This is a genomic window from Streptococcus equinus, from assembly GCF_049393735.1.
Lineage (GTDB): Bacteria > Bacillota > Bacilli > Lactobacillales > Streptococcaceae > Streptococcus > Streptococcus equinus_G.
The window spans coordinates 1,348,711-1,365,746 of record NZ_CP185946.1 but is presented as its reverse complement, the minus strand read 5'-3'; the positions used below and the strand labels follow the sequence as shown (position 1 = coordinate 1,365,746).

The following is a 17,036-nucleotide window of genomic DNA, read 5'->3' as shown; positions in this document are numbered from 1 at the left end:
GTTTTAGTCTTAAAGAAAAATAAACTTTAAAACAAGAAAAAGACTAGCAAATGCTAGTCTTTTATTTATTATCAATTTTTCCGAAAAGTTTTTCGTAGGTTTTTTTGCGGTCTTTTGTGACTGCGATTTGGTTTAAATCAAGAGCGGAATCGAATCCGCCAAGATAACCTTGTGATGTATACTGATGAAGATCATAATCGAGGTCTGTTTGTGGAGCGGCATCGTAGTAGCCAGAGTCTGAACCGTAAGCAGGAATCCATACGGCATCAAATCCGTCAACAGAAATTTCTTGCTCGGTCATGAAGTAGGTACCAATGTAGATACCGACTTTGTCAGCTCCGAGTCGTTTTAATTCACTCAAGAATGCCTGTACACCTTTGTTCATATCTGACATAGTCGCTTCCTCAACGTCAATCCAATAGAAAGTTGGTTTGTATGGCGAAGCATTTTCGTAGAATGTTCTTGCTTCGTTCTTCATTTCTTTGACGCTTTTTCCGAGGGCGTAACTATAAACAGCTACAGGAACATCTCGTTTTTGAAATTCTTTAATATGTGTCTTAAATGATTTATCGATACCAGTCGTGTAGGCGGCGTTACTATCTTTGCTAATTTGTGACCCTCCATAGACACGAACGATAGCGCCAGAAATATTTTGAGATAAAGTGTCATAGTCAATTTCATTTGGCAGCTGCCATCCTGAAACATCGATAATCGGATTAAGAACAAATTCTTCATCAGGTTCTGAAGTTGATGTAGTGGTAGTTGTCGTGCTTGAGTTACTCAACGTTGGAATAGAAACCTTAGCCAAAGCCAGTTGTTGCTTTCGTAAGCTATCATAGTGAGTTCTACCAATCACGAGAAGTAGCCCAAACAGGGCAAAGAAAACTACAACAACAATTGGTTTTAATCGTCTTCTCATTAGTCATATTTTAGCGTAAAAAGGTGCAAAAATCAAAACAATGTTGTTTTTGTAATCAATTTGTCATATTTTTTAATCATCTATCTATGGACAAGATAGGGTTGACAATGTTAACAGGTTGACCTTGTCTTGATTAGTTATTTGCAAGAAGATTTTCTAATTCTGTAACGATTGTTTCAGGCTCTGCTTTTGCTGAGAAACGTTTAACGACATTTCCGTTTTGGTCAACTAAGAATTTTGCAAAGTTCCATTCAATGCGTTTGCCAAGAGGCCCTTTAGCTTCTTCTTTTAACCAGTCAAAAAGTGGGTCAGCGTCTTTTCCGTTGACTTTAATTTTAGCAAAACGTGGGAAAGTTGTTTGGTAGTTCAAAGTACAGAAAGTGTTGATTTCATCAGCTGTTCCAGGAGCTTGATTCATGAATTGAATCAATGACACTAAAATCCTCTAAAAATCAAAAATAATTTTGATATCCTCTTTTGTGACATCAACTTTCTTTATTAACGTTTTAGCGAGATTCCGCTGCTCTTCATAAGTCATCTTATCTATATCTTTTACTGATAGATTCTTCCTAACATTCTTAGCTTTCAATTTTAAAATATTGTTTTCGTCTTTTTTCAATTGAGCTTCAAGAATGTTTTTTTCACTTTTGAACTTGTCGGCTTTACTTTTTAAATCTTCGATAGTTATCAAATCATTTAAGTAAAGGTCGTTAAGCTTGGTTATTTGTTTATCTATTTTTTTGATTTGGGATTCTATTTTTTTGGTATCTACCTTTGTTTCTTCAGGTTGCTTTAAATATTTATTTAATTCATCAGGGTTCTCTTGTAACTTTTTGATTTCGTTGATTACATACCCTTCCACGTCCTCTTTCAAGTATCTTCCGGATTGCGTACATTGTTCGTTATTGTTGTATACAGTTAAATAGGTGTGCTTTCTTTTCCATCGGTTATGACAGTCGTAAGCCATTAAACGAGTACCATCTTTTCGAACGGGCCCTTTTCTCATTTTCAAAGGAGCACCGCAGTAGCCGCAGCGAATCATTCCAGATAACATATATTTCGCTTGAAACGGTCTAGGATTATTTTTGTTTTGTTTAGTCTGTTGCTGACGCTTTTTGAATTCAGCTTGAGCTAGTTCAAAAGTCTCTTTGTCTATGATTGCTTCATGTAACCCTTCATAGATTTCGCCTTTGAACTCTGTAACTCCCGTGTATACAATAGACGTCAAAATATGACCGATACGTTTGTAAGTCCAAGGTTTGTCCCTTGTTACGTGCCCTTCGTCGTTTAAGCCGTCTTTTATCCTAGAGATAGATTTTCCGGAAAGATATTCTTTGTAAATCCTCTTTATGATTAAAGCCTCGGAAGGGACGACGTCCATGCTCTGAGTTTCTTTATTGTATCTGTAGCCGTAAGAAGTCAGATTCCACATCATAGACTTCCCTGACTTGGCTCGGCCATATCTTCCCATTTGCATACGCTCTTTGATTTGTTCGCGCTCAAACTCAGCGATGGCCGATAACAAAGTCAAAAATAGGTTTCCCATAGCGGTTGAAGTGTCTATATTCTCTTGTAACGAAACGAAACCGATATTATTCTCGTTAAAGATATCCCTGACTAAAAATAAAGTATCTTGAACACTTCGAGAAAGCCTATCTAGTTTGTAAACTAAAACAGTGTCAAATTTGCCCGTTTTTGCGTCTGTGATAAGCTTTTGCATAGCAGGACGGTCTATTTTACCACCGCTAAAACCGGCGTCCGTATAGACGTTGTAAATGGCCCAATTCATCGCCTCGCAGTATTTTGTCAAGGCGTCTTGCTGTTGGCCGATAGAATAACCTTCGATAGCTTGGTGTAATGATGACACACGAACATAGATTGCTACTTTCTTGGTTTGCATTGATTTATACCTCATTTCTTGTTAAAATGGGTATAGTAAAGAGCCCTACTAAAAGCAGGCTTTTACTATACTACCAATTATTAGCTCACGCTCTCCTCGTCCAAAATTTGAGCGTGGGCTTTTTTATTTACTTAAACAATTTTAAAACGTCAGATAGACCAAATGTAGTTTTATGGTAAACCTTGTTGTAGGCTGCTTTTTTAGGATTTTTAACCCAGCCCATGCCCTTCTTCCCATATCCGGGAATAATAGCTTTTTTAGCTTGTCTTTTCCATTTAGCAGTAGTGCGAGCTTTCAAACTCTTTTTTAAACTTGGTTTTCTAAATCCAACTTTCATAATCTAACCTCTGCCAATTATTTTTTAGTTTCAAAGACGTTGCTGCAATTTAAGCAGTGCCACTGTTTTTTGCCTTTTTTACCAGCAAAACCAGCGACAGCGCCAATACCACCAGATAATACAGCGCCACCAAGTGCTTTACCGACTGAAAATCCTTTTTTGTCTTGTTGCATAAATTGCACATTTTTTGAACCACACTTAGGACATTTAATAGCGTTCTTTTCAATTTTTGCCGCTTTTTTAATAGCTGCAACTTCTTGAGTTGATTTTGCGCTGTTAGACATAACTTGAGTCCATTTGCGGTTTTGAATTTCTGCCGCTTTTTCAGGATTGTTCTTAGCGGCTAGAAATTCCCCAAAACTTTTTGATTTCATCAAAGTTTTAAAGCCTACTTTAACAGGTTCGGCAGGTTCGCTTTGAATAGCAGTTTCAACCATTTCAGTGTTTTTTACTTCATCTTTTTCAGGCTCTTTTACCGATTCAAAGTCAACAGTCTTTACCTTTGTAGTTACAAGAGAGTAACCACATTCCGGACAGAATTTCATACCTTCTACGTGTGTTCCGCATTCCGGACAAAACTTCATCTTCATAGCTCCTTCGTTTCAGCTTTTAACGTGATTCAGGATTTGCACGATTGATTAGCGTTCTCTGTAGATATCAACGACTTCGCCGATTGTACGAATATCGTTTTCTTCAGAAAGTTGAATGTCATCATAATCTTTGTTAAGTGACTCTAATCGGTCGCTTTTTAGTTTCTTAACGTAGTTTTCACCGTCAACTTTAAAAATACCGATTTTGTTTAAATCAACTTGATTTTTCAATTTAATAAAAAGAAAATCGCCATTTTTGATTTTAGGCTCCATTGAATGACCAACGACAATTGCGATAGTGTCATATTCGCTTTCGTCTGGGATTTCATCTTCGTAGAAATCTACCATAGTGTCGTAGTCATCTTCTTGCCAGTAGCCAGTACCAGCCGAAACCTTACCGGGAGCAGGCAAGCTCACACGCTTTCTAGTTTCGTATTCGGCACGTTTTTCGCAAATATCAACGACTTTACCGTCTTCCTCTGCCAAAAGCTTCTCGGAAACCTGTACAAGCTTATCTTTGCGATTGTCGTTTAACTTATTATAGTTAGACAGTAGAATCGCTTGGCGAGGGTCAAAGTTGATTTTAGATATAGTAGCAGTCTTTTCTATAGGTGGAAATAAATCATCAATAGAAATATTAAAAGCGTTAGCTAAGGCGAACATTGTATCTTTTTTAGGAGAACGAAAACCTCGCTCGTAATTACCGATAGCATTTTTACCCATGCCAATTTTTTCGCCCAATTCTGTTTGGGTCCACTTATTTAATTTTCTATAGTATTTAATTTTCTCACCAATAAAATTAGCGATTTCTTCTTTATTCATAAATTACCTCTCTTTTTGACACTATTATAATAACACAAAAAACCACGAAAAGAAAACTTTTTTTGTTTTTTCGACAATTTTTTGTTGACAAACCACGAAACGTGGTCTATAATAAACTCGTAAGGTTGAGAAAGGCCTTAACAAAGCAAAGGGGGTGAGCGTATGAGACCCAAACGCTATCCGTATTGCGGAAATAAAAAACAAGCTGAATTGAATCAGCTTGCGGATAGAATGTTAACTGCTGAAGTTCAAATAAATCAGCTAGCAAGAGTTGTTTATCGAACTTCAAGCTGCCCGTCTGGTGTTTCAGAAACTTCATAACCAGCAAGTTTACATTCGTCAATAATTTCTTGCTTATCCATAATGTATTCAGCAGGATTTACGACAGCCCATTGAAATTGAGGGTCTTTGAATGTTCGTTGTAAATGTTCATCTAAATCTTCCCAATTTTTCGTCGGAACTTTGCTAGTTGGTTTCGGTGTAAGTTTTCCCATTTTTTCTCCTTTCATTAAAGATATTCACAAAACTATTATATAAAGTCTTTTAAGATTTTAAATCAGTCTAAAGACCGAGAGGAGCAGCAATGAGAGAGGATTTAATCATCGAGGTAGCTGACAAGATTATCGAATCAAGCGAAACTTACGGGGAAGCGTTGAAATTATGCAAACGAGTAGAGCACGAAATCGAATTGCGTGCTTATGAACAAAAAATAGAAAGGAGTAGGATATGCAAACAAAATTGTATGGCTTGCGAAAACGAGCAGGTTTGAGTCAAGCGGAATTAGCTGATATTATTGGGATTTCAGAAGGTTCTTATCGTTCAAAAGAACTTGGCCATACCGATTTTAAATCAACAGAAATGTTTATTATTGCTGACGTTTTTCATCTAGGAATACACGAAATTTTTTTACCACAAAAGACCACGAAACGTGTGCGAAGATTATCAGCAAGTTAGAAAGGAGTTCTATGAACGAATTAATTAACGTTACTCTAAACGAAAACCAAGAACCTGTCGTGTCAGGTCGTCAGCTTCATCAAGCTTTAGGAGTCAAGAAACGTTTTAGCGCTTGGTTTGAACAATATTCAGATATATTTAGCGAGGGCTACGATTTTACAGGTGTACCCGGAGGTACGCCCGTTAGAGGTGGAAATGGCAATATTCAATATTTAGATGATTATGCTCTTTCTGTTGATATGGCTAAGCACATTGCTATGATGACTAAAACCGACAAAGGCAAAGAGGTCCGCCAGTATTTCATTCAGGTCGAAAAAGATTTTAACAGTCCTGAGAAAATCATGGCACGAGCTCTTAAAATTGCTGACCGCAAAATCATTAAGCTTGAAGCAACAATCGAAGAGCAAAAGCCTAAAGTTATCTTTGCTAACGCAGTCAGCGCAAGTCATACGTCTATTTTAGTCGGTGATTTCGCTAAGCTCATGCGTCAAAACGGCCTTAATTTTGGTCAGAATCGCTTATTCTCATGGTTGCGCCAAAATGGCTATCTTATTAACAGGAAAGGTAGCAGTTGGAACATGCCGACGCAAAAAGCAATGGATTTGGGTCTGTTTGAAATCAAAGAAACGACTATCAATCATTCAGACGGCCATATCAGCATTAACAAGACGCCTAAAATTACAGGTAAAGGGCAATTGTATTTCGCTGATAAGTTGTTGAATGTTGACGACAGCAAAAAACTTAGCTAACTAACTGTTTTCAGGCTGGTTGATACGGCTCTAGTAGGTGATTACTCATAAATATCAATTTGACTTGATTTTCCTTTACCAATATAGATTTTTTAATCATTTACACGATAGTATCTCCTATTTATTTTTAACCGGCTGAAAAGTGCCTACTAGGGCCATACCAGCCAGTCTGAGAGCATAAAAAAAGCCCTTAGCTAACGGCAATTAGTTAAAGGGCAAACATAAACATTACAAAGGTATTTTAACATGAAACGAAAAAAAGAACAATGGAAACCTAAAGTTACTAGTTATCGCGAAGTAACCGAGAACAATGAAACAAAGCTAGTTGAATTTGACCCAGCAGACTACACAATCCCAGCGGGCCATCTAGTTTACAGAACTCTTGTGATGATTAATGAAAATCGATTAGAGGAGCGAACAGCATGACATACATAATTATCACAACAATCATTTTAGCATTAACAGAAATCACTATCTTGCCATTTATTGGCCGCTACACAGACGATAAGGAGCAATAACATAATGAAATTTTTCGGTAAAATTCACGACTTCTTCTTTCCTGAAAACGAAGAGGTTGAAGCAAAAGATTTTGTAAGATTCCCAAATGAAGCAGACCGTTATAGAGAAATCGCTGCCAAACTAAATCAGCAATTAATTTTGAGTAACAGAATGTGTAAAGACTTAAATCAAAGGGTTTTTGATTTAGAGAAAGAAAATAAATGTTTACGCGAAATGTTAGCAGAGGTTAAGAAATAATGTATGTGAACGAAGTAAAAAACAACGCTTTTTACCAGTTCCCGCAATGGCTCTTGAAAGAAGAACCATACAAGAATCTTGGTGATAAAGCCAAAATGATGTACATGCTGCTCTTTGACCGTCGGACGCTATCAATCAAAAACAAATGGTATGACGAAGACGGAAGAATTTTCATGATTTTCACTAACGAGCAGTTCATGGAAGAACTTAATTGTTCTGAGCCGGCAATCATCAAAGCTAAGAAAGAATTGGCAAAATTTGGCCTTTTAGAAGAGGTCAGACAAGGAATAAACAAGCCCAATCGCTTGTATATCAATGGAACTAAAGAAACTTTAGGTCAAGAACTAAACTTTTTTAAGTCCGGAACTAAAGAAACTTTAGGTCAAGAACTAAAGAAAGTTAAGGGAATCAATACTAATAATATCAATACTAATATATCAAATAATATATATACAGATAACAAGCCAATCAATTTCGGGCAATTCGTAAAAGCGGAAGGTCTAAAGGTCAATGATAGACACATGACACGTCTGCTAGAGTATATCGGTTTAGACGGTATGGATATGGAATTGGTCAAAGAAGCGGTTAGACGAACTACTGACGGTGGTATTGATAATCCGAGTTACACGTTTAGAATTTTGGACAGTTGGAAAGCGAAAGGTATTACCACTGTAGAGCAAGCCAACGAAGAGAAAGAGGAATTTCATAACCAAAAACAGCGACGTAGCTATCCTACCAAACAGCAACCAGCTAAAAGTAACGTCCCTGAGTGGGTAGATGAAGAATACAAACACGAAGCAACAGCGGACGAGCAAGCTAAGCTTGACGCGCTGAAAGCAGCATTTTTAGAGGAGTAAACATAAACATGAACGTAAAACAAACAATTTTAGAAGAGCACAAAACACTTGAACGAGTTAAAAGGCTTAAAGACGAGCTAAAACATATCGTCGCCGTCGCAAAAATTGGCGATATGTTGGGCGAAGTCAATTTTAACAAAAGCGAAAAGGGAATGATTGACGGGTTCTTATTACTATCTGAAGTTTTAGAAGACGTCTTGAATGGAGCAGAGGCAGGAGAAGCATTCGAGAATAAATTGAAAGAGCTAGGAATGAAATCTGACGAGGATAAAGACTAATGAAAATTGAATTATTACACGTCGTCAATGGTTATCGCAAGTTTCATCTTGGATTCTTTGATGACGGTCAGAAAGCAGTCGAAGCACTAAAACGTGATGTAGCTATCAATTCGGCGATTCATGAGCCTAGATTTCGTAAATCAATGAGTGACGACGGTATTCGAATCGATTACGGTGCTAAGACTTGCTACTACTTGCTGCAAGCTAGAAAGGTCAGCTAATGCAATATGGATTATTTGGTGACTTTGATTATGATGATTGGCTAAGTACGTACGAAGACCATGAAGCAGCGTTTCAGGGTGACGAGGACGAGGCTTATGACCGCTGGAAAGATGACCAGCTAGAAGATTGGAATTGGTAGAGGAGAAAACATGACAACAGAATTAACACAAAGACAAATTACGTCAAGCGTAGCTAACCGAATTGAAGAAATGAAAGGCGAAGGCTTGCTAGTAGCACCTAATTACAGTGTAAGCAATGCTCTAAGTTCCGCTTATTACGCTTTGACGAATTCAAATAGCGGCAATTTGCTAGGAAAATGTACGCAAGACAGTATTTACAATGCTTTGCTTGACATGGTAACGCAAGGCCTAAGTCCGGCTAAAACACAATGCTATTTCATTCCTTACGGAAACAAGGTCAAGCTAATGCGTTCATATTTTGGAACGATGAAAGTCGTTAAGCAGCTTCCTGAAGTAAAAGATATCTATGCAGAAGTCATCTATGAAGGTGATAACGTTGAAATCAAGAACGTCGAAGGCCGTAAGGTGCTGGTTAAACACGATACTAATTGGCTAAATCAAGATAATCCAATTATTGGTGCTTACTGTATTATCGAAAAAGTTGATGGTGAGAAGATTTTGACAATCATGACCAAAAAAGAAATCGATAAAGCTTGGGGGCAGTCAAAAAATAAAACCGTTCAAAACAATTTCCCGCAAGAAATGGCAAAACGTACTGTAATTAATCGTGCTGCTAAACAATTCTTTAACACAAGTGACGATAACGACTTATTTATTGACGCTGTAAATCGAACTACAGCAAACGAATATGATGACGAACGAAATGTCAAAGACATAACGCCAGAACAAGACGACAGCGAAAGCATTGACAGTTTCCTTGGCGAACCATTGCCAGAAGCTGCTGACGAAGAAGCAAAACAGCCTAAAGATGTGACACCGTCCGAAGACACCGCTCAGGAGCTCACAGAAGCCCCAGAACCGGCCCAAATGCCAGAACCTGAAGAATTACACGAACCGGAACAAACAGAGCTATTTGAGCAGCTAGGAGAACTATATGACTAAGCTAACAGATGAGAACTACTATCAAGATAAAACTTACTTGTCTAATTCACGCTTTAAGCAGTATATGCAATGTCAAGCTAAAGCTTACGCCGTTGAAAACGGTGAATGGATAGAAGACCGAGATGAGACCGCTCTTTTGGTCGGCAATTACGTACATAGCTACTTTGAATCTGAAGAAGTTCACGACGCTTTTGTTGAAGCCAACAAAGCCAAAATCATCGCTAAAACAGGCAAGAACAAGGGTGGTCTGAAGGCTGATTTCGTTGTCGGTGAGAAAATGATTAACGCCTTGAAAGATGACGACAACTTTAATCGTCTATATCACGGCTATCCAAGTGATGACGTCAAAAAAGAAATGATTGTGACCGGTGAAATTGAAGGAGTGCCAATCAAAGGCAAACTTGACAGTATCAACCTATCTCGTGGTTATTTTGTTGACTTGAAGACCATGAGGTCGATTTACACCGAAGAGTGGAACTCAGACCTACATAAGAAAGTGCCAGCAGCAGTCAATAATATCTTAAATTTTGGCTATAATGGCCAACTTGCTCTCTATCGTGAGCTACTGAAACAGATGACAGGCCAAGAGTTTAGGCCGCTTATCGTAGCCGTATCAAAAGAAAACGTTCCTGACAAGGAATTTATCAAAGTTGATGAGAATTGGCTTGATGAAGGTCTTGAAAAGATTAAGGACAACGTCAAAGAGGTCTGGGACGTGATTCAAGGCAAGCAAGAACCTAAGAAGTGTGGTCATTGCGACTATTGCAAAGCCCAAAAGAAACTTTCTAAACTTATTAGCTTAAATGACATGATAGGAGATTAAAAACATGCAAATGGAACACGTTACAGATAGCGTCACTATCTACTCGGACGGAACTAATTTACAGGTCATTCATGACCTTGGTCCTGAATTCGTTTTAGATTTCGCCCTCGAAAAAGAACCAGCTTATAATATCGATAATTTAGGCAAGACAGATTACAGCTATCACCTAAGACCACTCTTTAGTGTTTCTGGGTTCTGCTCAAAAGGCAGCGATGACCTTCATCGGTTAAAATGGGCCATCTTACAATTTCAAGAATTTAAAGATTATTTAAAAGAGAACCAAGCAGAAATGCTTGAATGGTATTTCAATCCGAAAGGAGAAACAGAATGATTGACTTTCTTAGAGAAGCAGGAATGGCCTTCCTTTGGGTGCTCTTAGGTTATCTTATCGGAGAACGTCAAAGTAAGAAATGAGGTTAAAACTCATGAACAGACTAAAAGAATTAAGAAAAGAGAAAAAGCTAACTCAAGAAGAATTAGCTAAAATTCTTGGAATTTCTAAACGAACGTTAGCTTATTGGGAAAAAGGTGAAAGCCGAATAAAAACCGAAAAAGCTGAAAAGTTAGCAGACTTTTTCGAGGTAAATACCGCTTACTTGTTAGGATATTCAGACTTCCCAGCTAGAAAACTTAAAGAGTTACTTTTTCATGAAATCAAAGCAGAAAAAGAATACAAGGTTATTCGTATTGGAAACGAGAACTTTATTTCTGAGAATAGAGTTTTAAACATAATTGATAAATACGTGCCGTGATTCACGATAAAAGCGAACTAGAAAGACGTGCCGATTTTAACGAGACGGCAATGTAAAGAATTTCAGCGGGCGCAAGCCTTACTCACACTTTAAAACGTGCCCGCTTTTATTTTTGAGGAGAAAAAATGAAAGAAGACCTTATCAAATTGACGCAAGAGGATTTTGAAACTTACGCAAAACATAAAATTTCAGAGCACCTTGAATTAGAACCACATGATGTTTACATGGTTTGGTTTAACTATACGTTTGGAAATGCTAAAGGAATGTTTAGCTTTGACAGTGAGAAAGCTTATCCAATGAGCAATCCAAATTCGAAACTTCCGGATTATGTTGAAGTGACATACAACAGCGAAAAGCATGAGTTTTATTTCGATTGGTACACAAAAGAACGCCAAGAAGTCACTCACGTCGCTTTTGAGATTCCGGGGCTTACTGATGAAATTTGAGTTTATTTTATCGAATACCAAAAAGCAAAAACAGATGTTAAACGCCAATGACCGTCCCCATTGGACGCAAAAGGCCAAAATCACCGCATTTTTACGTGCTACAGCCGCTAGAGCAGGTCAGCAATGTAATTGTACCCCCTACTCAAAAAAGCGCCCCTGCGGCCTTGTAGTGACGATTTACGCACCCACTAAAAGACGACTTGACCCACCTAATTTTTATCCGACAGTAAAAGCGCTTGTCGATGGATTGACAGACGCCGGAATCTGGACGGACGATAACTCGGAAGTCATTAAATTTATGACGTTTAAACGAGGTGGACCAAGCGAAATACCCGGAAAATATAGGGTTAGATTGGAAATAAAGGAATTATTATGACAAAGAAATATATTGTAAGGGAATACAGCCCAAAACTTAGAACAGCGACTTGGTTCGCTACAGCCAAAGATTTTAATGAAACAGAATTTAAAACAAAAAAACAAGCCCTAAAATACCTAGAAAAAGCTCGTAAAGAGCCCGGTCAAAAAGAATATTACGAGGTGGTAAGTTGAAAGCTGAAAGATACATGTTTTTAAGTATGTTGTTATCGTTTACAATCATCGTCACAGTCGTCTTCTTCACGATTGAGCTAGGAATTCAAAAGACAGTGTACAATAACAAAATTACAGAGCTGAAACTTGAAAATATCAAGCAAAAATATGAAATCAAGCGGTTAGAGGACAATCAAACGATTATCTATCACGCTGATAGCTATGGGGGAGAGTACGATTATGAAAGTACGGTTCACACTAGCAAACAGTAAGCCTTTAACGACCTGTATTAGCAAAAGCACGTATGAATATATATACAATCGTTGGAAAGCTGGTCAGGACGTTGAATTAGGACATAAACGGACCATTTTAAACAGTGAAATTGAGGAAATCGAGGTATTGGAAGATGAATAAGTGGTATACGGTGTACGCAAGTGAAACAGACCGCCCAGAGCTCTGTTATCGCTTACTTGCTCCCTCTAAAGACGTTGCTTTAGATATTGTTTCAAGAGACCCCAGAATCAAAGAATGGGAGTTAACTAATATTTGGGTAGAAGACGAGGAAACACGATGAAAAATAGAAAAATAGCAGTTTTAGCAGGTGCGGCACTAATGGCAGTTGGTTTAGCTACGTTGTCGGGGTGCGCTAATGAGTCAGAGAAAGTCTCTTACAACATTAGCAAAGAAGCTGATAATTTCAACGTTCGTAGACGTGTAGCAGTCATCAATACACGTACTGACAAGATTGAATTTAAGGTCGAAGGTCTTATCTCAGTCGACACGTCAAACAGCAAGAAATTAGTCGTTATCGCTGAAGTATCAAAAGGAAAATACAGAAAGCATTTAATCAATATGACTAAAAACAACATGTATGTCGTTGAAGATTTGACTGACGGAACCAAAGTCGATAAATACAAGTACGAAGTTGAGTACATGCCTGAAAGCATTCTTCCTGTAACAATCACAAATAACGAGTGAGGTGCTGAGAGATGAAAAATAAAGCTCTAGTAATGCTAGTCGGTCTAGCGCTGACTGCAATTGGCCTTGTTGGGTGTTCAGACAGTGGAAGCGCGGCAAGTCATGGCACGTACGCTTACATACCAACTGATAAGCAGAATAGTGGTTGGGAGCGTGTGGAAGTTAAAAGGCACTATTTCCACGGAGACGATGGGATAGAAATCGAAACAACAGACGGACGAACTATCGAAGGCTACGATATTACAATTGTGAAGGAGTAGATGATGAATCTGAAAAAATTTTTAGCTAAATTACAAGGAGAACTCAAAGACACTGAGCGTAGTAACAATTTTCAAAGGATTGCTGGATTTAATAGTGGTCTCACTTATGCGATGGAGATTGCTATACAGCTTGAAGAATCTGATAAAACCAAGATGAATCTGGAAGACTTAGAGCGAGCGAATACACTTGTCCAAAACGTCAAAATTTTAGAAACATTGTCTAAAAGCAAGATTTATCACATTGCTGTAAAATATCCTGACGGAAGAGATGACTGTGTATTCATGAAAGATGAGCTCAAAGAAAAAATTCAGAAGGTGTTTGAAGATTGTGCTGAAGAATCAAAAGCAGAGCTGAAAGAATTGGGGGTTGACTATGAATAAGCAAGAATTGATGAGAAAAATGCATGAAGTGGGATTCAATTGCAAAGCAATTAAATATGCTAGTCAATTTGATAAAGGTTATAACAATGGGATTGCCTATGCTATAAATTTGCTTGACAAGCTTGATGAACCAGAAAAGCCTATTGTGCCACAATTTGTAGCTGACTGGTTTGAAGACCGTGAACATAATCTTGAACTTTATGTATCTAATCTTTGTGTAAATTTTCAACTACATAAAGAACAATTAAATGATGAGTTTGCAAATTGGTATTCCAACTTTGAAAATGAGCCTATTCAAACACTTGTGAAGATGAAACTCTATGGCTATGAAGTTGAGAAAGAAAAAATGTATAGAGCGAGACACAAGCTGACAGGCGAGTACTTATCTCAAAATTATACTAAAACTGGTTACTATCATGGCTTAGACCACTTTCATATACTTAAACTTTCAAAAAAAGATTGGGAAGAGTTAGGTGTGTTGGACGATAAAATGTATGAAATTGAAGAGGTGAAAGAATGATACAGAAGATTGAAGTTCTAAAGATTACTAACATTCACTATTCTAGGTTGAAAAGAGAGTATGATACAGAGACAGAACTCTTAGGAATATTTTCTTCAGAAACAGAAGTCCACAGAGCAATTGGAGCACTTGGTTTTGACCCAGAAGACTTTGTAACATTTGGGAAGATTACTGTGAGGAGAATGGACTATGAAAGAGTATTTAGTTGAAGGATATTTCCAAGGGAAATTAAGCTGTACTTTCACCGTGACGGCGCTTTCCCCGCACGATGTCTTTTGTATTATCGCAAATAACCCAAATTACATAAGGTACCTTAATTTAGATGAGGTAAACATATCTTTAGCTTCTAAATTGGACTTTATTTGTGAAGGAACAAAGGTTAGAGCAGTTCCTAGACAATAAAAAAAGCCAAGTCGCAATCAGCTCCTTAGCAAACGTTCTCATTATTACTATTATAGCATAAGGAGATTGAGAAAATGCGACTTTTTCAGGACATAGATAAGGTTTTAACAAAACGCAACGCTTACGAGGTGCTCTCTCTTTATCGTCGTTATTCTCGTATGGCTGGCGAAGAGTACACACCTAAAATTACAGCAACTTACTCGCTAGAACCTAAAGCGTCAGGATTTAGCAATAGCAAACAAACGGAAATTCAAGTAACTAGACGTGTAGCAGCTTGGGACGAAATGCAAGCAATTACGAAAGCAATTAACCGCATTATTGACCCATTTGTAAGACAAATTTTGATTGAAAAATACTGTAAATGGCAAATCAAATCAGATTGCGAAATCTACATGGAACTAGGCTACTCTGAAAGCGAGTTTTACCGCATGCTTGAGCGCGGAGCGGTCGAGTTTGCGGAATGTTATCGAGGCGGAGAATTGCTGGTCTTCCGAATTGGGAGAGAAGAGCAAGAAAATAGCTGGGATAACAACGTTTCTGAGTGTTAAAATCATATTATAGAAAAAAATAGCATAGAGCGCGACATTGTCACCTGTGTTAAAGCGGTCGCGCCGCAACATATGGGAGCTTGCCGTAATGCGAAAGCTAGCAGCACCGTACGTTGGTAGGGATATAGCAAAGGGGTGAATGCGACAGACTTTTAATCTGTAGGCGTAGGTTCGAATCCTACTTTCCCTGTTTCGGTCACACGTTTGTGTGGCTTTTTATTTATTTGAGATTGAGAGGTGATGGAAAATCGCTAAAATGACATTAAAACAACAGAAATTTGCTGACGAGTACATTATCTCTGGAAATGCAACGCAAGCAGCTATTAAAGCGGGTTACAGCCAAAAATATGCGAATACGAATGCAAGTAAGTTACTACAAAATACTACAATCAAGTCCTATATAGATGAGCGACTGGAAGCTTTGCAATCGAAAAAGGTCGCAGACCAGCAAGAAGTGCTTGAGTATTTGACGTCAGTCATGCGCGGTAAAGAAACCGAGCAGACCATTATTGGCGTCGGTGATTTTGGTCAAGAATTGACTGACATCGAAGTTAGTGCTAAGGACCGTATCAAGGCGGCTGAACTTCTCGGAAAACGTTACAGAATGTGGACCGACAAGCAAGAAGTTGAGGTGCAAGGAACGGTGGTGTTCGCGAATGAAGACGACATCGCAGACTAACGACGTTATCGTCAATCTTCCTAAAATGGTCGGTGGCGGATACGGTAAGTTCTGGCGTTCTAAGAACTTCTACAGGGTTGTCAAGGGTTCTCGTGGTTCGAAGAAGTCGAAAACGACGGCTTTGAACTTTATCACAAGACTTTTGAAATACCCGTGGGCAAACTTGCTTGTGGTTCGTAGATACTCAAATACTAACAAGCAATCAACTTATACGGATTTTAAATGGGCGTGCAATCAATTGAAGGTTGCGCACCTTTTTAAATTCAATGAGTCCTTGCCTGAAATCACTTTAAAGAAGACAGGTCAAAAGATTCTTTTTCGAGGTCTTGATGATGAATTGAAAATCACGTCTATTACAGTTGACGTTGGTATTCTTTGCTGGGCTTGGTTTGAGGAGGCTTATCAAATCGAAACAGAAGATAAATTCAGTACAGTCGTCGAATCTATTCGTGGTAGCTTGGACGTTCCCGGATTTTTTAAACAAATTACGGTGACGTTTAACCCCTGGAATGAAAGGCACTGGCTGAAACGTGTATTTTTCGATAAAGAGACACAACGGGCTGACACGTTAGCTTTGACTACTACTTACAAGTGCAATGAGTGGCTAGACGAAGTCGATAGACAACGCTACGAAGACTTGTATATCACTAACCCAAGACGTGCTCGTATTGTTTGCGACGGTGAATGGGGCGTAGCTGAAGGCCTTGTGTTTGAGAACGTTAAGGTTGAAGACTTTGACAAAGACGAGCTGCTTAAAGATAAGAATAATAAACTGGCGCTTGGTCTTGACTTTGGTTTCACGCATGACCCAACAGCGCTTGTAGCTTGCCTGATTAATGACGAGACGAAGCAAATACATATTTTCGATGAAGCTTATCAAGTCGGCCTAATCACTCGTGAGGTGGCTAACTTGATTACATCAAAAGGCTATCAAAAGATAACGATTATAGCCGATTCAGCAGAGCCTCGCTTGATTGAGGAACTTAAACAAGAGCACGGTTTGAGACGTGTGAAGCCTAGTCGAAAAGGTAAAGATTCAATCATGGCAGGTATTTCGAAGTTGCAAGGCTACCAAATTATCGTTCACCCGGCTTGTACGCACATTATGGACGAGTTTTACAGCTACTGCTACCAACAAGATAAAGAAGGTAACTGGCTAAACAAACCTGAAGATAAAAATAACCACTTGATGGACGCACTTCGCTATGCTTTGCAATGTGTCGAAAGCAAGAGCTGGCTATATTAAGGAGTAT

At 38.4% G+C, this 17,036-nt stretch carries 30 protein-coding genes, 1 tRNA gene and 1 pseudogene; 25 read left to right on the top strand and 7 right to left on the bottom strand.

Features of this window, described 5'->3' with window-relative positions:
* Positions 1-61: 61 nt before the first annotated feature.
* From ACNTMY_RS06830 to ACNTMY_RS06800, 7 genes and pseudogenes are all read right to left on the bottom strand, one after another.
* The gene (locus ACNTMY_RS06830) at positions 62-919 is read right to left on the bottom strand and encodes a glycoside hydrolase family 25 protein (RefSeq protein ID WP_423215888.1); all 858 of its coding nucleotides are present in this window, start codon (positions 917-919) and stop codon (positions 62-64) included.
* Positions 920-1,052: 133 nt separating this feature from the next.
* Positions 1,053-1,343 (bottom strand): annotated as a pseudogene (locus ACNTMY_RS06825) (glutathione peroxidase); the annotation flags it as partial.
* A gap of 21 nt (positions 1,344-1,364) precedes the next feature.
* Entirely contained in the window at positions 1,365-2,819 is a 1,455-nt protein-coding gene (locus tag ACNTMY_RS06820) for a recombinase family protein (protein ID WP_423215887.1), read from the bottom strand.
* A gap of 127 nt (positions 2,820-2,946) precedes the next feature.
* The gene (locus ACNTMY_RS06815; protein ID WP_423215886.1) at positions 2,947-3,156 is read right to left on the bottom strand and encodes a hypothetical protein; all 210 of its coding nucleotides are present in this window, start codon (positions 3,154-3,156) and stop codon (positions 2,947-2,949) included.
* A 17-nt stretch (positions 3,157-3,173) separates the two neighbouring features.
* The gene (locus tag ACNTMY_RS06810) at positions 3,174-3,746 is read right to left on the bottom strand and encodes a hypothetical protein (RefSeq protein ID WP_423215885.1); all 573 of its coding nucleotides are present in this window, start codon (positions 3,744-3,746) and stop codon (positions 3,174-3,176) included.
* 48 nt (positions 3,747-3,794) lie between these two features.
* On the bottom strand, positions 3,795-4,568 hold the full coding sequence (locus ACNTMY_RS06805) for a helix-turn-helix domain-containing protein (RefSeq protein WP_423215884.1): 774 nt from the start codon (positions 4,566-4,568) through the stop codon (positions 3,795-3,797).
* A gap of 275 nt (positions 4,569-4,843) precedes the next feature.
* Positions 4,844-5,062 carry a hypothetical protein gene (locus ACNTMY_RS06800; RefSeq protein ID WP_423215883.1) on the bottom strand — a complete coding sequence of 73 codons (219 nt, stop codon included), beginning with the start codon at positions 5,060-5,062 and terminating at the stop codon, positions 4,844-4,846.
* A gap of 232 nt (positions 5,063-5,294) precedes the next feature.
* On the opposite strand from ACNTMY_RS06800, the gene ACNTMY_RS06795 reads away from it, so the two are divergent.
* The 25 genes from ACNTMY_RS06795 (at position 5,295) to ACNTMY_RS06675 (ending at position 17,029) form a co-directional block, all read left to right on the top strand.
* The gene (locus ACNTMY_RS06795; protein WP_423215882.1) at positions 5,295-5,522 is read left to right on the top strand and encodes a helix-turn-helix transcriptional regulator; all 228 of its coding nucleotides are present in this window, start codon (positions 5,295-5,297) and stop codon (positions 5,520-5,522) included.
* An 11-nt stretch (positions 5,523-5,533) separates the two neighbouring features.
* Positions 5,534-6,271: a phage antirepressor KilAC domain-containing protein gene (locus tag ACNTMY_RS06790; protein ID WP_423215881.1), complete on the top strand. Its 738-nt coding sequence runs from the start codon at positions 5,534-5,536 to the stop codon at positions 6,269-6,271.
* A gap of 246 nt (positions 6,272-6,517) precedes the next feature.
* Positions 6,518-6,697 (top strand): BOW99_gp33 family protein, encoded by a 180-nt coding sequence (locus ACNTMY_RS06785; RefSeq protein WP_423215880.1) that lies wholly within the window; start codon positions 6,518-6,520, stop codon positions 6,695-6,697.
* Between the two features lie 96 nt (positions 6,698-6,793).
* Positions 6,794-7,027 (top strand): hypothetical protein, encoded by a 234-nt coding sequence (locus ACNTMY_RS06780; RefSeq protein ID WP_288940332.1) that lies wholly within the window; start codon positions 6,794-6,796, stop codon positions 7,025-7,027.
* The gene (locus tag ACNTMY_RS06775) at positions 7,027-7,884 is read left to right on the top strand and encodes a replication initiator protein A (RefSeq protein ID WP_423215879.1); all 858 of its coding nucleotides are present in this window, start codon (positions 7,027-7,029) and stop codon (positions 7,882-7,884) included. The genes ACNTMY_RS06780 and ACNTMY_RS06775 overlap by 1 nt, the downstream gene beginning before the upstream one ends.
* 8 nt (positions 7,885-7,892) lie before the next feature.
* Entirely contained in the window at positions 7,893-8,162 is a 270-nt protein-coding gene (locus tag ACNTMY_RS06770; protein ID WP_423215878.1) for a hypothetical protein, read from the top strand.
* The gene (locus tag ACNTMY_RS06765; RefSeq protein WP_423215877.1) at positions 8,162-8,383 is read left to right on the top strand and encodes a hypothetical protein; all 222 of its coding nucleotides are present in this window, start codon (positions 8,162-8,164) and stop codon (positions 8,381-8,383) included. Before ACNTMY_RS06770 ends, ACNTMY_RS06765 begins: the two co-directional genes overlap by 1 nt.
* Positions 8,383-8,523 carry a hypothetical protein gene (locus ACNTMY_RS06760; RefSeq protein WP_423215876.1) on the top strand — a complete coding sequence of 47 codons (141 nt, stop codon included), beginning with the start codon at positions 8,383-8,385 and terminating at the stop codon, positions 8,521-8,523. The genes ACNTMY_RS06765 and ACNTMY_RS06760 overlap by 1 nt, the downstream gene beginning before the upstream one ends.
* Positions 8,524-8,533: 10 nt before the next feature.
* Positions 8,534-9,466 (top strand): recombinase RecT, encoded by a 933-nt coding sequence (locus ACNTMY_RS06755; protein ID WP_423215875.1) that lies wholly within the window; start codon positions 8,534-8,536, stop codon positions 9,464-9,466.
* Positions 9,459-10,289, top strand: coding sequence for a PD-(D/E)XK nuclease-like domain-containing protein (locus ACNTMY_RS06750; RefSeq protein WP_423215874.1), 831 nt, complete (start codon positions 9,459-9,461; stop codon positions 10,287-10,289). Before ACNTMY_RS06755 ends, ACNTMY_RS06750 begins: the two co-directional genes overlap by 8 nt.
* Positions 10,290-10,293: 4 nt before the next feature.
* Positions 10,294-10,620, top strand: a complete 327-nt coding sequence (locus tag ACNTMY_RS06745) for a hypothetical protein (protein WP_423215873.1) — start codon at positions 10,294-10,296, stop codon at positions 10,618-10,620.
* Between the two features lie 94 nt (positions 10,621-10,714).
* Positions 10,715-11,041: a helix-turn-helix domain-containing protein gene (locus tag ACNTMY_RS06740; protein WP_423215872.1), complete on the top strand. Its 327-nt coding sequence runs from the start codon at positions 10,715-10,717 to the stop codon at positions 11,039-11,041.
* A gap of 125 nt (positions 11,042-11,166) precedes the next feature.
* Complete coding sequence (locus tag ACNTMY_RS06735; protein ID WP_423215871.1) at positions 11,167-11,487, top strand: DUF6275 family protein; 321 nt, start codon at positions 11,167-11,169, stop codon at positions 11,485-11,487.
* Positions 11,477-11,863 (top strand): hypothetical protein, encoded by a 387-nt coding sequence (locus ACNTMY_RS06730; RefSeq protein WP_423215870.1) that lies wholly within the window; start codon positions 11,477-11,479, stop codon positions 11,861-11,863. Before ACNTMY_RS06735 ends, ACNTMY_RS06730 begins: the two co-directional genes overlap by 11 nt.
* Positions 11,860-12,036: a hypothetical protein gene (locus ACNTMY_RS06725; protein ID WP_423215869.1), complete on the top strand. Its 177-nt coding sequence runs from the start codon at positions 11,860-11,862 to the stop codon at positions 12,034-12,036. Before ACNTMY_RS06730 ends, ACNTMY_RS06725 begins: the two co-directional genes overlap by 4 nt.
* Positions 12,033-12,287, top strand: coding sequence for a hypothetical protein (locus ACNTMY_RS06720; RefSeq protein ID WP_423215868.1), 255 nt, complete (start codon positions 12,033-12,035; stop codon positions 12,285-12,287). Before ACNTMY_RS06725 ends, ACNTMY_RS06720 begins: the two co-directional genes overlap by 4 nt.
* A gap of 298 nt (positions 12,288-12,585) precedes the next feature.
* Positions 12,586-12,993: a hypothetical protein gene (locus tag ACNTMY_RS06715; protein ID WP_423215867.1), complete on the top strand. Its 408-nt coding sequence runs from the start codon at positions 12,586-12,588 to the stop codon at positions 12,991-12,993.
* A gap of 32 nt (positions 12,994-13,025) precedes the next feature.
* Complete coding sequence (locus ACNTMY_RS06710) at positions 13,026-13,253, top strand: hypothetical protein (RefSeq protein ID WP_423215866.1); 228 nt, start codon at positions 13,026-13,028, stop codon at positions 13,251-13,253.
* Complete coding sequence (locus ACNTMY_RS06705; protein ID WP_423215865.1) at positions 13,254-13,634, top strand: hypothetical protein; 381 nt, start codon at positions 13,254-13,256, stop codon at positions 13,632-13,634.
* Positions 13,627-14,154, top strand: coding sequence for a DUF1642 domain-containing protein (locus ACNTMY_RS06700; RefSeq protein ID WP_423215864.1), 528 nt, complete (start codon positions 13,627-13,629; stop codon positions 14,152-14,154). The genes ACNTMY_RS06705 and ACNTMY_RS06700 overlap by 8 nt, the downstream gene beginning before the upstream one ends.
* Before the next feature lie 189 nt (positions 14,155-14,343).
* Entirely contained in the window at positions 14,344-14,556 is a 213-nt protein-coding gene (locus ACNTMY_RS06695; protein ID WP_423215863.1) for a hypothetical protein, read from the top strand.
* 74 nt (positions 14,557-14,630) lie between these two features.
* Positions 14,631-15,104, top strand: a complete 474-nt coding sequence (locus ACNTMY_RS06690; RefSeq protein ID WP_074484093.1) for an ArpU family phage packaging/lysis transcriptional regulator — start codon at positions 14,631-14,633, stop codon at positions 15,102-15,104.
* A 118-nt stretch (positions 15,105-15,222) separates the two neighbouring features.
* Positions 15,223-15,294: transfer RNA gene (locus ACNTMY_RS06685), tRNA-Lys, on the top strand.
* Positions 15,295-15,360: 66 nt separating this feature from the next.
* Positions 15,361-15,783 (top strand): terminase small subunit, encoded by a 423-nt coding sequence (locus tag ACNTMY_RS06680; RefSeq protein ID WP_423215862.1) that lies wholly within the window; start codon positions 15,361-15,363, stop codon positions 15,781-15,783.
* Positions 15,761-17,029, top strand: a complete 1,269-nt coding sequence (locus tag ACNTMY_RS06675; protein WP_423215861.1) for a PBSX family phage terminase large subunit — start codon at positions 15,761-15,763, stop codon at positions 17,027-17,029. Before ACNTMY_RS06680 ends, ACNTMY_RS06675 begins: the two co-directional genes overlap by 23 nt.
* The last annotated feature ends 7 nt before the right edge of the window (positions 17,030-17,036 follow it).

Excerpts from the sequence above, each read along its gene's own strand:
- ACNTMY_RS06830 (WP_423215888.1), bottom strand. The coding sequence starts at position 919 with ATGAGAAGACGATTAAAACCAATTGTTGTTGTAGTTTTCTTTGCCCTG.
- ACNTMY_RS06820 (WP_423215887.1), bottom strand. The coding sequence starts at position 2,819 with ATGCAAACCAAGAAAGTAGCAATCTATGTTCGTGTGTCATCATTACAC.
- ACNTMY_RS06815 (WP_423215886.1), bottom strand. The coding sequence starts at position 3,156 with ATGAAAGTTGGATTTAGAAAACCAAGTTTAAAAAAGAGTTTGAAAGCT.
- ACNTMY_RS06810 (WP_423215885.1), bottom strand. The coding sequence starts at position 3,746 with ATGAAGATGAAGTTTTGTCCGGAATGCGGAACACACGTAGAAGGTATG.
- ACNTMY_RS06805 (WP_423215884.1), bottom strand. The coding sequence starts at position 4,568 with ATGAATAAAGAAGAAATCGCTAATTTTATTGGTGAGAAAATTAAATAC.
- ACNTMY_RS06800 (WP_423215883.1), bottom strand. The coding sequence starts at position 5,062 with ATGGGAAAACTTACACCGAAACCAACTAGCAAAGTTCCGACGAAAAAT.
- ACNTMY_RS06795 (WP_423215882.1), top strand. The coding sequence starts at position 5,295 with ATGCAAACAAAATTGTATGGCTTGCGAAAACGAGCAGGTTTGAGTCAA.
- ACNTMY_RS06790 (WP_423215881.1), top strand. The coding sequence starts at position 5,534 with ATGAACGAATTAATTAACGTTACTCTAAACGAAAACCAAGAACCTGTC.
- ACNTMY_RS06785 (WP_423215880.1), top strand. The coding sequence starts at position 6,518 with ATGAAACGAAAAAAAGAACAATGGAAACCTAAAGTTACTAGTTATCGC.
- ACNTMY_RS06780 (WP_288940332.1), top strand. The coding sequence starts at position 6,794 with ATGAAATTTTTCGGTAAAATTCACGACTTCTTCTTTCCTGAAAACGAA.
- ACNTMY_RS06775 (WP_423215879.1), top strand. The coding sequence starts at position 7,027 with ATGTATGTGAACGAAGTAAAAAACAACGCTTTTTACCAGTTCCCGCAA.
- ACNTMY_RS06770 (WP_423215878.1), top strand. The coding sequence starts at position 7,893 with ATGAACGTAAAACAAACAATTTTAGAAGAGCACAAAACACTTGAACGA.
- ACNTMY_RS06765 (WP_423215877.1), top strand. The coding sequence starts at position 8,162 with ATGAAAATTGAATTATTACACGTCGTCAATGGTTATCGCAAGTTTCAT.
- ACNTMY_RS06760 (WP_423215876.1), top strand. The coding sequence starts at position 8,383 with ATGCAATATGGATTATTTGGTGACTTTGATTATGATGATTGGCTAAGT.
- ACNTMY_RS06755 (WP_423215875.1), top strand. The coding sequence starts at position 8,534 with ATGACAACAGAATTAACACAAAGACAAATTACGTCAAGCGTAGCTAAC.
- ACNTMY_RS06750 (WP_423215874.1), top strand. The coding sequence starts at position 9,459 with ATGACTAAGCTAACAGATGAGAACTACTATCAAGATAAAACTTACTTG.
- ACNTMY_RS06745 (WP_423215873.1), top strand. The coding sequence starts at position 10,294 with ATGCAAATGGAACACGTTACAGATAGCGTCACTATCTACTCGGACGGA.
- ACNTMY_RS06740 (WP_423215872.1), top strand. The coding sequence starts at position 10,715 with ATGAACAGACTAAAAGAATTAAGAAAAGAGAAAAAGCTAACTCAAGAA.
- ACNTMY_RS06735 (WP_423215871.1), top strand. The coding sequence starts at position 11,167 with ATGAAAGAAGACCTTATCAAATTGACGCAAGAGGATTTTGAAACTTAC.
- ACNTMY_RS06730 (WP_423215870.1), top strand. The coding sequence starts at position 11,477 with ATGAAATTTGAGTTTATTTTATCGAATACCAAAAAGCAAAAACAGATG.
- ACNTMY_RS06725 (WP_423215869.1), top strand. The coding sequence starts at position 11,860 with ATGACAAAGAAATATATTGTAAGGGAATACAGCCCAAAACTTAGAACA.
- ACNTMY_RS06715 (WP_423215867.1), top strand. The coding sequence starts at position 12,586 with ATGAAAAATAGAAAAATAGCAGTTTTAGCAGGTGCGGCACTAATGGCA.
- ACNTMY_RS06710 (WP_423215866.1), top strand. The coding sequence starts at position 13,026 with ATGCTAGTCGGTCTAGCGCTGACTGCAATTGGCCTTGTTGGGTGTTCA.
- ACNTMY_RS06705 (WP_423215865.1), top strand. The coding sequence starts at position 13,254 with ATGATGAATCTGAAAAAATTTTTAGCTAAATTACAAGGAGAACTCAAA.
- ACNTMY_RS06700 (WP_423215864.1), top strand. The coding sequence starts at position 13,627 with ATGAATAAGCAAGAATTGATGAGAAAAATGCATGAAGTGGGATTCAAT.
- ACNTMY_RS06695 (WP_423215863.1), top strand. The coding sequence starts at position 14,344 with ATGAAAGAGTATTTAGTTGAAGGATATTTCCAAGGGAAATTAAGCTGT.
- ACNTMY_RS06690 (WP_074484093.1), top strand. The coding sequence starts at position 14,631 with ATGCGACTTTTTCAGGACATAGATAAGGTTTTAACAAAACGCAACGCT.
- ACNTMY_RS06680 (WP_423215862.1), top strand. The coding sequence starts at position 15,361 with ATGACATTAAAACAACAGAAATTTGCTGACGAGTACATTATCTCTGGA.
- ACNTMY_RS06675 (WP_423215861.1), top strand. The coding sequence starts at position 15,761 with ATGAAGACGACATCGCAGACTAACGACGTTATCGTCAATCTTCCTAAA.